Source organism: Collinsella sp. AF23-4AC (genome assembly GCF_003462685.1).
Lineage (GTDB): Bacteria > Actinomycetota > Coriobacteriia > Coriobacteriales > Coriobacteriaceae > Collinsella.
Genome location: NZ_QRVE01000003.1, coordinates 24090 through 36726, shown reverse-complemented (window position 1 = coordinate 36726; position 12637 = coordinate 24090). Strand labels below are relative to the sequence as shown.

Here is a 12637-nt window from a genome sequence, read left to right as displayed (position 1 = left end):
CTCTAACTGTTACAGATTGAGACAAACGTCGGAATTGGTTCGTCGGCCAAGTTCCCGACCACCACAAAGGCACCTGCTCCCTTTGTGGTGGTCGGGCGGACGGCATAGAAAAAGTCCCCGCCGGGCGTGTGCTCGACGGGGATTTTGCCGTTTGATGGCTAGCGCTGTGGGTGATTACTCGCCCAGCAGGCTCTTGGTGATCGAAGCGGCGGCCTTCTTGCCGGCGCCCATCGCCAGAATGACCGTAGCGGCACCGGTGACGATGTCGCCGCCAGCCCAGATGCGGGGATCGGTGGTCTGGCCGGTCTCCTCGTCGGCGACGATGTAGCCCCACTTGTTGAGCTCCATCTTGCCGCCGATTTTGGCAGCGAAGGGGTTGGCGTTGGTGCCGATAGCCGAGATCGCGACGTCGCAGGGAATCTCCTCGATGGCGCCCTCGATGGGCACCGGGCGACGACGGCCGGACTCGTCAGGCTCGCCGAGCTCCATCTTCTGGACCTTGACGGCGCACACGGAGCCGTCCTCGCCAGCGACAAACTCGAGCGGGGAGACGAGCGGCAGAACCTCGACGCCCTCGGCCTTGGCGTGGTGCAGCTCGGCGCGACGGCAGGGCATCTCGTCCTCGGTACGGCGGTAAGCGATGATGGCGTGCTCGGCGCCCAGGCGCTTGGCGGTACGGACAGCGTCCATAGCCACGTTGCCGCCACCAAAGACGACGACGTTCTTGCCGTGCTTGGTGGGGGTGTCGTACTCGGGGAACTTGTTGGCCTTCATCAGGTTCACGCGGGTGAGGTACTCGTTCGCGAAGAAGACGTTGGGCAGGTTCTCGCCGGGGACGTTGAGGAACTTGGGCAGGCCGGCGCCGGTCGCCACGTAGATGGCGTCGAAGCCCTGCTCGAACAGCTCCTCGGCCGTGGCCATGTTGCCCACGACGGAGTTGTACTCAAACTTGACGCCCATGTCCTCCAGGCCGTCAATCTCGCGCTTGACGACCGCTTTGGGCAGACGGAACTCGGGGATGCCGTAGACCAGCACGCCGCCGCCGGTGAAGAAGGCCTCGAAGACGGTGACGTCAAAGCCGTTGCGGGCGAGCTCGCCGGCGCAGGTGATGCCGGACGGGCCGGAACCGACGACGGCGACCTTCTTGCCGTTCTTGGGGGCCATCTTGGGCGTGGAAGCGAGCTCGGGGCGGTCACCCAGGAAGCGCTCGAGCTGGCCGATGGCCACGGGCTCGGACTTCTTACCACGGATGCACTTGCCCTCGCACTGGTTCTCCTGCGGGCAGACGCGGCCGCAGATGGCGGGAAGCATGGAGTCCTCGCGGATGGTATCGAGGGCGCCGCCGAAGTCCTTCTCGCGGATCTGCTCGATAAAGCGGGGGATGTTGATGTTGACGGGGCAGCCCTCAACACAGAACGGCTTCTTGCAGTTGAGGCAGCGCTCGGCCTCGGCCAGCGCCATCTCCTCGGTGAAGCCCTTGTCGACGGGGCGGAAGTCGCAGGCGCGCTCGGCAGCCGGCTCCTCGTTATCGGGGGTGCGGGGCGACTTCATATCGGCAACGAAACGACCGTTAACTAGTGGCATGCGCAGCTCTTTTCCTCATAGGCCTTGAGGGACGCGCCCTCTTCGGAACGATAAGCGGCCTGGCGGGCACGAAGGTCATCCCAGTCGACCAGGGTGGCATCGAAGTCGGGGCCGTCGACGCAAGCGAACTTGGTCACGCCGCCCACCTCGACGCGGCAGCAGCCGCACATGCCGGTGCCGTCAACCATGATGGGGTTGAGCGACGCGGTGATGGGGGTGTCGTACTTCTGGGCGGTGAGGGTCGAGAACTTCATCATCGGAACGGGGCCGACGCAGAAGACCTGGCTCACGGCCTTGTCCTGCAGCAGGCGCTCCAGCGGAGCGGTGACAACGCCCTGCTCGCCGTAGGAACCGTCATCGGTAGTGATGTGGATGTGGTCCTCGTCGAGGAGCTCGCGGAACTGGTCCTCCATGAGCAGGAGGTCCTTGGTGCGGGCGCCCATGATGGCGTGCACCTCGTGGCCGGTCTCGACCAGGTGCTTGGCGACCGGGAAGGCAATTGCCAGGCCGACGCCGCCGCCAATGACGGCGCAGGGGCCCTCGGCCATCTCGGTGGGAACGCCCAGCGGGCCCACGACGTCGCGCAGCGACTCGCCGGCCTCGTAGGTGGAAAGCATTTCGGTGGTCTTGCCGATCACCATGAAGATGAACTCGACCCAGCCCTCGTCACCGTTCCAGCCGGCCAGGGTAAACGGGACGCGCTCGCCCGTCTCGTTGGCGCGAACCATGAGGAACTGTCCAGCGTGCGCATGCTTGGCGATTGCAGGCGCCTCGATGCGGAACTTGAACACCTTCTCCGAGAACTGCGTCTTCTCCAGGATCTTATACATAGAACCCCTCTCTTGTTAGGGCTGCCGAACCGTGCCTCCACGGAAATGGACGGTAGCCCGAATAAAACCGTACGCGCACAGGCGTTGTGCAGACATACGGTGCAAATTATACCCTCATGGACATGTCACTTACGTGTGTCTTCGGCGGTTGGGAAAAGTGACCTGCCAAAAAGGGGCAGGTTTATTTCGGTCGGTTTTATCAGGCAAAACGGCAAAGGGGGCCGGCCTCGCGCTTCGTTGAGGCCGGCCCCCTTTGGGGCGTTATGCATGTATGGTGGCAGCGTGTTTATTGCGATGTGCCGACTGCGGCGTTTCCGCATATAAAACCTGCCAAAATAAACATCCCTAAATGGTAGGTTTTAGTGCTTGCCGTTGGCGGAAGCGGCGCCGTTTACGTGATCGCGGGCGTAGATTACGCCGTGGACGATAGCCAAACCGGCGGCATCTGCGGCGCGGGCGCAGGTGTCCTGAAAATCCTCGGCCTCGCGGGCGCGCAACTGCTTGAGCACGTAGTCGGCGACAGCCATCTTGCCGGGAGGGTTGCCGATGCCGGTGCGGATGCGGCTGAAGTCGCGGCTGCCCATCTTGTCGATGATGGAGCGCAGACCGTTGTGGCCGGCGTGGCCGCCGCCCACCTTAACGCGTACGTCGCCGGCGGGAATGTCGAGCTCGTCGTGAATCACGAGCAGCTCCTCGGCCTTGATCTTGTACTCGCGGCAGAGCTTGGAGATGGGCCCGCCCGAGGTATTCATATACGACTGCGGCTTGACCAGTACGATCTGGCGCTTGCCGCCCTCTTCCTCGGCATCGTTGATATTGATGAGCGCGACCTCGGCGCCTGCCTGGTTTTTCCAGTACGTGACACCGGCCTGACGGGCCAGCTCATCGATTGCTTTGAAACCAGCGTTGTGACGGGTCTCGGCATATTCCTCGCCTGGGTTGCCAAGTCCGGCAACCATGCGAATCTTAAGCGGCTGTGCAGCTGCCATGTTCATCCTTTCGTTGATTTGTCGCCTGCTATGGTGAGCGACCCTGTTGCCGCTGTCAAATGGAGGGCAATTGAGGTTGTTTGGGGGCGTTTGGACGGCCGTCAAAATCCGAGGTGGACAGTTAGTTCAGATACGTATAAGTTCTGAGGACTCGAATTGCTCAATTCAATGCCGATACGTTGTTTTGGAGCTTTAGTTAGTCCATATGACGCTGTTTTGAAGTCTACCCTGCCTTCAAATAGGGCGAATGGTATAGAGATAACTGCAAAACAGTCTAATTCAATGTGTCCATTTATACGTATTTGAACTAACTGTCCAGCCCTGCTCGACGGCGCACGGGTGATTCGCCGTTTAGACCGGCGCAAGGCCGATTCCGGCCCGCAGGGCGTTGAGCCAAGCGGCCTGACGCTTGCGATAGCCCTTGATGCGATATCGGAATCGGACTCCCGCGAGTCGATGCATCATTTGGGCGAAGGCTTCGAGTGCAACAAGGTCTTTCATTTGGTCGCGATTGATAACCAGGACGTGGATGCCCATTGCTTTGAGTCCGTTATTTCGATTGCCATCGTGGATGCGAGCGTTTTGAAGCTCATGCCCAATTCCGTTGTATTCGTTGTCGACTCCTGCAGCTGGGCAATATAAGTCGCAGATGGCATAGGGGATGCCGGAGGACATGTTGACCGCAAGAGTGTCGAATTCGATTCGATGGTTGAGTAGCAGGCCTCCCATGGGCAGGCTGCAGCATCCGAATCCGCCAAAGCGCATGGGCGCTCCGAGAACGGCAAACATTAGGGATTCGGCTGGGGATGCGGATCCAGCTCGGGCGAGTTTGACTGCCGTGCGAAACGAGGCGTATGAGCTACTTTTGGCGAACCGTGCGACCGCCTCGAGCTCTTCGATGGTCGTGGCGGGCTCGCATTTGTAGTGCGCTTGTTCATAGCGGGTTTCGTTCTGCTGTTCGGTCGCCGACTGGTCGTCCCGGCAATCGAGGTCGTCCATCGCTTCGTAGACATCGCCCTTGGGCCAGATGTCGTCATAAGCAATGGGGTATGTTGCCCCGGGAGGAAGGGAGTAGGTTCCGAGCAGTTCCATGAGAAGCATCAAGGTTTTGGCGACTGATTCATTTTTGGAACAAAGCATGGCTGTCATGGCAGGAGACGTTGCGTAGATGTCGGCCTCGACGTGCATAATTGCACCTTCAGGAAGAGGAGCGGAGAGAATATGCTGAAGAAGTCGCTTGTCGGGGCGTCTGTTGTCTTCGCTTGAAACGAGAAGATCGAGCAGTTCGGAATCATCTTCATTCCAGGCGTCGAGTATCGAAAGTGCGCCAAAGTCTATCGCGTCATTATTGGGAATGCAGCTAGCCAAGGCCTGTGCTTGCTGTTCACTATCAACGGAGTCCCAGGGCAGGGCAGAGTACGCCCGTCGTGCGCGACGAATTGCGCGGAGGGCGGAGAGATGTGAAATCACGGTCGTCATAGCTATAACGTACTAAGTTGGCGGCAGAATGCGACCGCCATACCGTTCTTTTCGCTCAGCGGGGCGCTGCGCGCCATGAACGGCTGGGTGTTATGAAATCGGTGGAATCGGTTGAGGGGATTGCAGGAAATTGAGCTCTGCCGCGAAGGTTGACGATAGCTGCTGGACAGTTAGTTCAGATACGTATAAGGCGGCGGGCGTTCGAGGTGTTTCTAAGGGCCTTTGAGGGCGATTTGAGGATAAATATGCGGAGGTTGTACTCGAAAACGATGAGCTTTGGGCGGCATGGCATCCGCCGGGGAGCTCAGAAGGCTCCGAACGGCCCTTTGGGGCTTTAAAAAAAATACGTATCTGAACTAATTGTCCAGGGAAGGTTGGCGAGGGATAGAAAAAGGGTCGGAAGCGAGCTTCCGACCCTTTAAAAGCATCAAAGATGATGCGATGCACGTTGGATTACAGCGCGAAGTCGCCGCCGACGAGCGTGGAGACGGGCTCCTCGTGGTAGACGGCGGAGATGGCCTGAGCGAACTCCTCGGCGACCGAGATAGTCTTGATCTTGCCGCCGACCTCGACGGGAATGGCATCGGTGACGACGCACTCGACGATGGGGGCGTCGTTCAGACGCTCGATGGCCGGGCCGGAGAAGATGCCGTGGGTGGCGCAGACGTAGATGTCGCCAGCGCCCATAGCCTTGAGCTCCTTGACGTTGGCGCACAGGGTGCCAGCGGTGTCGATCATGTCGTCGTTGATGACGCAGGTCTTGCCCTTGATGTCACCGATGATGCCCATGACCTCGGCGGCGTTGTGGCGCGGACGGCCCTTGTGGGCGATGGCCAGGTCGCAGCCGAGCATGTCGGACAGCTTCTTGGCGGCCTTGGCGCGACCCACGTCGGGGGAGACGACAACCAGGTTGTCGGTGTCGAAGTGCATGTTGTTGTAGTACTGGCCAAACAGCGGCAGCGCGGACAGGTGGTTAACCGGGATATCGAAGAAGCCCTGGATCTGACCCTGGTGCAGGTCGAGGGTGATGATGCGGTTGACACCGGCTCGCTCGAGCAGGTTGGCGACGAGGCGGGCGGTGATGGGCTCGCGCGGGCCGGCTTTGCGGTCCTGGCGGGCATAGCCGTAGTGGGTGATAACGGCGGTGATGGAGCGGGCAGATGCGCGCTTGGCAGCGTCGGTGGCGATGAGCAGCTCCATGAGCATGTCGTTGACGTTGCCGCCGGCCACGGACTGAATCAGGAAGACGTCGGCGCCGCGGACGGTCTCGTCGTAGCGGGCGTAAATCTCACCGTTGGCGAACTGCTTAAGCGTAAGGCCCGAAAGCTCGACCCCAAGGTACTCAGCGATCTTCTGAGCGAGGGGACGGTTGGAGGAACCGGAATACACGCGGATGGACTTGCGCATATTCTCCGACTTCTCGGGATCATTAATCGGCATTACCCTTCTCCTTTATACATCGAATGCCATATAGATGCCTTGTTGCATTGTAACCGCGCGACGGGGTTAATCGGGTCTTGATAACGTCTTTACCGTCAACGGACACGAACCGACCACTCATCCGGCCGCGCAGGTCACGATAGAAAAAGGAGCCATCCCCAGGGGAACAGCTCCTTAGATGCTTGGTAAAACGTTATACCTCGTCGTCCTCGTGCAGACGGCGGCGATAATCGGCGGCCCAGCCCTCAATATTTACCTGACGGGCGCGGCCCAGGCCGAGCGCGTCAGCCGGGACCGGCTCGGTGATGACGGAGCCGGCGGCCACGAGCGCGCCGTCGCCAATCTGGGCGGGCGCGACCATCATGGTGTCGGAACCGATGAAGGCATCCTTACCGATGACGGTCTTGTGCTTGTGGACGCCGTCGTAGTTGCAGGTGATGGAGCCCGCGCCCACGTTGACGCCGGAGCCCATGGTGGTGTCGCCGATGTAGGACAGATGCGGCACCTTGGAGCCCTCGCCGATCGTGGACTTCTTAATCTCCACGTGCGTGCCGGCCTTGGATCCGTCGAGCATGTGGGTGCCCGGGCGCAGGTAGGCGCGCGGGCCGCAGTCGACGCCGTTCTCGATGACGGCCTCGATGGCGATGGTCTCATCGATGGTGCAGCCGCTGCCGACGGTGGTGTCGGTGAGGCGGCTGTTGGGGCCGAGCTGGCACTCCTCGCCCACGGTGACGTGACCGATCAGATGCGTCTGCGGCCACACGACGGTGTCGCGGCCGATGGTGGCGTCGGGGCCGATCCAGGCCTGCGTGGGGTCGATGAAGGTAACGCCCTCGGCCATCCAGTGCTCGTTGATGCGGTCGCGCGCGATCGCGGTGAGCTGCGCGAGCTGGATGCGGCTGTTGACGCCCAGGCCGTCGCGGTAGTCGTCACAGTGGAAGATGGAGACCGCCTGGCCGTGGCCCTTGAGGATTTCGAGCATGTCGGGCAGATAGTACTCGGACTGCGCGTTGTCGTTGCCGATCTCGTTAATGTGGGCGGCAAGCTGCACGCCGTCGAAGGCGTAGCAGCCGGCGTTGCACTCCAGCAGCGTGGCGGCCTGCTCGGGCGTGCAGTCCTTCTGCTCGATGATGCGCTCGATCTGACCATCGGCGCCCAGCTTGATGCGGCCGTAGCCGAAGGGATCGGGCGGGGTCATGGTCATGACGGTGCAGGCGAGCTCGCCGGTGGCGACGGTCTGTGCGAACTTGGCGACGGTGTCAGCGGTGATGAGCGGCAAGTCGCCGTTGAGCACGACGACGGGGCCTTGCGTGATGCCGCAGGCCTCGAGCGCGACCTTCACGGCGTGACCGGTGCCCAGGCGCTCGGTCTGCTCGACGCACTCGACCTTGGTGGCGCTGTTGGCGTAGGCGCCATCGATGAGGGCGCGCATCTCGTCGGCGTGGCTGCCGATGACGACCACGACGCGGCTGCAGCCGGCCTTGATGGTGGCGTCGACGATCCACTGAACCATGGGCTTGCCCAGGATCTTGTGCGAAACCTTGCAGTGGTTCGACTTCATGCGGGTGCCCTCGCCGGCGGCGAGGATAATTGCGGTTGCGTCCATGTGATCTCCTGTTACGTTATAGAGACGTGTGTTTGGAAACGATACACGGCGCAATATGATACCGCAGGCATATGATGAGCGCGTAACGATTGATGCGCGGCAGCTGAGGTTTGGGCCGGCGGTGTAGCGTTTGCGCTGCTTGCGGGCGGCGTTGGCGGTGCTGAGGAGCTGTCGTTTGAGCGAGGGGACGGGGGTGCCCGTGGATACCATGCGAGAGGAATCGGGCAACGAGTCCGTCGCGGCGTTCTCGATGTCGCATCCGGCGGTGCCGGCACTCTATATTGTGTTGACGCTGGGGCTCACCATGTTCTCGATGCAGCCGGTGCTGATCGCGCTGTCGCTCGCAGGTGGGTTGGCGTATGGATTTGCGACGCGCGGGACTGCCCGCACGTTGGGCGCGCTTCGCTGGCAGCTGCCGGTGATTTTGATCATTGCACTGGTCAACCCGCTGTTTAGTGCATCGGGCTCGACCGAGCTTTTCCGTATTGGCATGCGTGCGGTGTATTTGGAGAGCATGGTATACGGTCTGTGCATGGGCGGGCTGTTTGTGGCGAGCGTGCTGTGGTTTGAGGCCGCGGCGTCGATGCTCGAATACGACAAGGTTCTTGCGCTTTTGGGCAACGCCGCGCCGGTGGTCGCGCTCATGATCTCGATGTGCATGCGGCTTATCCCACAGTTTTTGCGCCGCGGCCGTACGGTGCTGGCGGTGCAGGATGCGATCGATATGCCGGGGCGCGCGCTCACCGATCCCGTGCGCTCGCGCCTGCGGGCGTCGAGCGTGCTGATGGGCTGGGGCATGGAAGATTCGCTTGAGCGCGCGGATGCCATGCGCTCGCGCGGGTGGGGCGCTGCGTCGCGCCGTACGACGTATGCGCGGTATCGGCTGGGGCGCGGCGACGCTGCCGCGCTGGTTGGACTTGCGGTGTTTGGTGCCGCCGCGGTGGCGGTGGCATGGACCGCGACGACGCAGTATTCGTTTTATCCGCAGCTCTCGGTGCCGGCGCCGTGGCTGGGCTATGTCGTGTACGCTGCCTGGATGGTGCTGCCCTGCGTGTTGCATGCGATCGATGAGAAGAGGTTCGGCTGATGGCTCGGTTGGATAGGGGCCCGGTGTTGGGCGCGGCGTGCGGCCCGGATATGCCGGCGATTGAGGTGCGGAGCCTGAGCTTTGCCTACCCCGGGGCTGATGCTGCGGTGCTCGAGGGGCTCGACTGGTCTGTTCCCCAAGGTGCATTTGCGCTGCTTGTCGGCGGTACCGGATCGGGTAAGTCGACGCTGCTATCGCTGCTCAAGCCCGAGATCGCTCCGGCGGGCGAGCGCACTGGCGATGCGCGCGTGCTGGGCGAGAACGTTGCCGACATGGACGTGCGCGCGTCTGCGGAGCGCGTGGGCTACGTGTTCCAGGATCCCGAGAACCAGATTGTGTGCGAGACCGTGTGGCACGAGATGGCGTTTGGCCTGGAAAACTTAGGCATGTCGCGCGACGAGATGCGCCGTCGCGTGGCCGAGACCAGCTATTTCTTCGGGCTGGAGGACTGGCTTCATCGCGATACCGATACGCTTTCGGGTGGCCGCAAGCAGCTGCTGTCGCTTGCCGCCGTCCTGGCGCTGCGCCCGCGTGTGCTGCTGCTCGACGAGCCCACGTCTCAGCTCGATCCCGTCGCTGAGAAAAACTTTCTGCACGCGCTGTTTCGCGTGAATCGCGAACTGGGCTGCACGGTTGTCGTGGCAACGCACCAGCCACGCCCGATGCTCGAGTATGCGACGTGTGCGTACCGGATTGAGGACGGTCGCGTGCGCGAGGTGGCGGATACGGCTTCTTTGGGACGCCGAGAGTCGCTGTTTTCCGATGACATGTTGGGGTGGGGTGCCATCCGATGTGCAAAAAACGGAGTATTCAGCAGGCGTGAGGACAATTTGGGCTCTCTGGAGCCGCTCGGGGACGTATCGAGCGCGAAAAGAAGTTCGGAATTGGACAAATCGTCCGAATTTGTGGCGCAAATGTCGCTCGAGAACGGCTCGGAAGCCTTCCCGCGCACGAATGGAAGCAGAATACTCCAAAAAATGCACGGCGGGTCGGCTACCACCCTGTCGGAAGGCTGGTTTCGCTACGATCGCGCGGGCGGTTGGGTGCTGCGCGGGCTCGATGTGACGTTTTCGGCCGGCGCGGTGCATGCGGTCGTGGGCGGAAACGGCTGCGGCAAGTCGACGATGCTCTCGGTGCTGGCCAAGACGGCTAAGCTGCAGCGTGGCCGCATGGTGCGTGGGACGGCTTCGGCGGCGCTGCTGCCGCAGAATCCCAAGGCATTGCTGGTCGCCGAAACGGTGCGCGACGAGCTGATGGAATGGGCTTCGACCTGCGGATACGACGAGGCCGCAGCACAGGAGCAGGCGGCGTGCCTGGGCCTGGCGGGCCTGGAGGCGCGTCACCCGTACGATCTTTCGGGCGGTCAGCGCCAGCTACTTGCGTTGGCAAAGCTGCTGTTGATTGGTCCGGAGCTGTTGCTGCTTGATGAGCCCACCAAGGGCCTTGATCTGGCAAGTCGCCGCATCATCGCTCGCGCCCTGCGTGGCCGTGTGAAGGCTGGCGGCACCGTCATCATGGCTACGCACGATCTAGATTTCGCCGAGCAGGTTGCCGATGACATTGCCATGATGTTCGACGGCGAGATCGCCTGCATGGAGCCTCCGGCAGATTTCTTTGCCGACAACGTGTTCTACAGGGCGTGATAGGATGACGGATCATCGCGCCTCGCGCCTACTCACGAAAATGGAGATTCCGCTGCTCCTGGCGGTGCCGGCAGTGATGACTGCGGCGTTGCTGGCGGGCATTGAGCAGGCGGCGCTTGCCATGCTGGTTGTAGTGGCGCTCGTGCTCGCACTGTTCTTTGCGGGCTATGAGTCATCACGTCCAGGCCTGCGCCAGATCATGCCCACGCTGGTGCTGGCGGCGCTGGCCGCGGCGGGGCGCATTCTGTTTGGACCCATTCCCGATTTTAAGCCCGTGAGCGCTATCGCCATTATCGCGGGTGCGACACTTGGCCGTCGCAATGGTTTTATGGTCGGCGCGTTGGCAGCGCTGACCAGTAATTTCTTTTTTGGACAGGGCATGTGGACGCCGTGGCAGATGTATGCCTGGGGTCTGGTGGGCTATATCGGTGGCGCCCTGGCGCATGCGGGTGCGTTCGACCGTGCGGATGGGACCGTGCGAATGCCGGCGCTAATGGTGTGTGGCTTTGCGTCGGGCCTGCTCTATGGCGTTGTGATCAACGCCTACGACATCATCGGTTTTGTGCAGCCGCTCACGTGGGCGGGCGCCGTAGCGCGTCTTGCCACGGCGGTGCCGTTTGATATCACACACGGCCTCGCGACCTGCGTGTTTTTGGCTGCCCTCTACAAACCTTGGTGCCGACGGATCAACCGCGTTGTCGTGAAATACGGACTGTAGGGCATCCCGCGTTCCTTCGCGAACTTGCGGTGGAATAGTTCCCGTTTTCGGTCATATGGCCCCAGTCAGGAACTATTTCACCGCAAGTTATAGGGAGAGGACGGGTGAAATAGTCAGGTTTCCTCCGTCCCCGGGGGTCGGCTGACGGTGCCCGCCACGAAATCGGCCCATCTACTACGTTTAGCCCGACATCCCCAAGCACAATCGCGTTTTATGAAAAACCGCAGGCTTTCTACCTGCGGTTTTCTTTTCGCGTTGTTCGCTGTGGTTGAGGGTGGCGGCCTAAACGTAGTAGATGGGCACGTTTCGTGGCGGGCGGGGTGCGCGAACGCTCTCGCAAGGCGAAAGTGGCTCGGCTTCCTCCGTCCCCGGGGGATCATTTGGGGGTTAGAGCTCCAGGGCGAGGGTGACGGGGCAGTGGTCGCTGCCAAAGATGTCGCCGCGGATGCCGGTGTCGCGTACGTTGCCGGCGATTGCGTCGCTTACCAGGAAGTAGTCGATGCGCCAGCCTGCGTTGTTCTTGCGGGCATTAAAGCGGTAGCTCCACCAGCTGTAGACGCCCTCGACGTCCGGATTGGCCGCGCGCCAGGTGTCGGTAAAACCGGCGTCGAGCAGCTCGGTGAACTTGCCGCGCTCCTCGTCCGAAAAGCCGGCGTTGCCGCGGTTGGACTTGGGGTTCTTAAGGTCGATCTCCTCGTGTGCCACGTTAAAGTCGCCGCAGGTTACGACGGGCTTGCCGGTTTCGCGCTCAAGCGCGCTCAAAAAGCCGCGATAGGCATCGTCCCAGGCCATGCGTACATCGATGCGCGCGAGCTCATTTTGGGCGTTGGGCGTATAGACGTCCACGAACCAAAACTTGTCGAACTCCAGCGCGCAGACGCGGCCCTCGGTTGCGGCTTGGGCGACGAGCTCGGCGGCCCCACCCTCGCCGGCGTAGGGCAGCAGTGCATCGGCGCGCAGCACGCGCAGCGGTTCCTGGCGGCTAAAGACCGCGGTGCCCGAGTAGCCCTTGCGCTCGGCGTAGCTCCAGGTTTGGTGATAGCCGGGCAGGTCGATATCGACCTGGCCCTCCTGCAGCTTGGTTTCCTGCAGCGCTAGGATATCGACATCGAGTTCCTGTGCGATCTGGGTAAAGCTCGGGTCCTTTTTGAGCACGGCGCGCAGGCCGTTAACGTTCCACGAGGCAAAGGTGTAAGTCTGAGGCATGGTGTCCTTTCGACGGGGTTGGCGGGCTTAAGATTAACGCAACAGAGGCGGGGCG

At 61.8% G+C, this 12637-nt stretch carries 10 protein-coding genes; 3 read left to right on the top strand and 7 right to left on the bottom strand.

The window, feature by feature from the left end:
* Positions 1-174: 174 nt before the first annotated feature.
* From gltA to glmU, 6 genes are all read right to left on the bottom strand, one after another.
* Positions 175-1584, bottom strand: coding sequence for an NADPH-dependent glutamate synthase (gltA, locus tag DWY05_RS03205; protein WP_117647774.1), 1410 nt, complete (start codon positions 1582-1584; stop codon positions 175-177).
* Positions 1575-2414: a sulfide/dihydroorotate dehydrogenase-like FAD/NAD-binding protein gene (locus tag DWY05_RS03200; RefSeq protein ID WP_117647773.1), complete on the bottom strand. Its 840-nt coding sequence runs from the start codon at positions 2412-2414 to the stop codon at positions 1575-1577. Before DWY05_RS03200 ends, gltA begins: the two co-directional genes overlap by 10 nt.
* 359 nt (positions 2415-2773) lie before the next feature.
* The gene (gene pth / locus DWY05_RS03195; RefSeq protein WP_199409553.1) at positions 2774-3403 is read right to left on the bottom strand and encodes an aminoacyl-tRNA hydrolase; all 630 of its coding nucleotides are present in this window, start codon (positions 3401-3403) and stop codon (positions 2774-2776) included.
* A 351-nt stretch (positions 3404-3754) separates the two neighbouring features.
* Positions 3755-4771, bottom strand: coding sequence for an endonuclease domain-containing protein (locus DWY05_RS03190; RefSeq protein ID WP_233503984.1), 1017 nt, complete (start codon positions 4769-4771; stop codon positions 3755-3757).
* Between the two features lie 564 nt (positions 4772-5335).
* Positions 5336-6322: a ribose-phosphate pyrophosphokinase gene (locus tag DWY05_RS03185; RefSeq protein ID WP_117820660.1), complete on the bottom strand. Its 987-nt coding sequence runs from the start codon at positions 6320-6322 to the stop codon at positions 5336-5338.
* A gap of 193 nt (positions 6323-6515) precedes the next feature.
* Positions 6516-7928: a bifunctional UDP-N-acetylglucosamine diphosphorylase/glucosamine-1-phosphate N-acetyltransferase GlmU gene (gene glmU, locus DWY05_RS03180; protein ID WP_117820661.1), complete on the bottom strand. Its 1413-nt coding sequence runs from the start codon at positions 7926-7928 to the stop codon at positions 6516-6518.
* Between the two features lie 208 nt (positions 7929-8136).
* On the opposite strand from glmU, the gene DWY05_RS03175 reads away from it, so the two are divergent.
* Genes DWY05_RS03175 through DWY05_RS03165 form a run of 3 tightly spaced genes read left to right on the top strand, consistent with a single transcriptional unit; the run spans position 8137 to position 11376 of the window.
* Positions 8137-9015 (top strand): energy-coupling factor transporter transmembrane protein EcfT, encoded by an 879-nt coding sequence (locus DWY05_RS03175; RefSeq protein ID WP_117820679.1) that lies wholly within the window; start codon positions 8137-8139, stop codon positions 9013-9015.
* Complete coding sequence (locus DWY05_RS03170; RefSeq protein ID WP_117820662.1) at positions 9015-10658, top strand: ABC transporter ATP-binding protein; 1644 nt, start codon at positions 9015-9017, stop codon at positions 10656-10658. Before DWY05_RS03175 ends, DWY05_RS03170 begins: the two co-directional genes overlap by 1 nt.
* A 4-nt stretch (positions 10659-10662) precedes the next feature.
* Entirely contained in the window at positions 10663-11376 is a 714-nt protein-coding gene (locus DWY05_RS03165; protein WP_117820663.1) for a DUF6580 family putative transport protein, read from the top strand.
* A 387-nt stretch (positions 11377-11763) separates the two neighbouring features.
* Here DWY05_RS03165 and DWY05_RS03160 read toward each other — a convergent pair whose 3' ends face one another.
* Positions 11764-12582, bottom strand: a complete 819-nt coding sequence (locus DWY05_RS03160) for an exodeoxyribonuclease III (protein WP_117820664.1) — start codon at positions 12580-12582, stop codon at positions 11764-11766.
* Between the last annotated feature and the right edge of the window lie 55 nt (positions 12583-12637).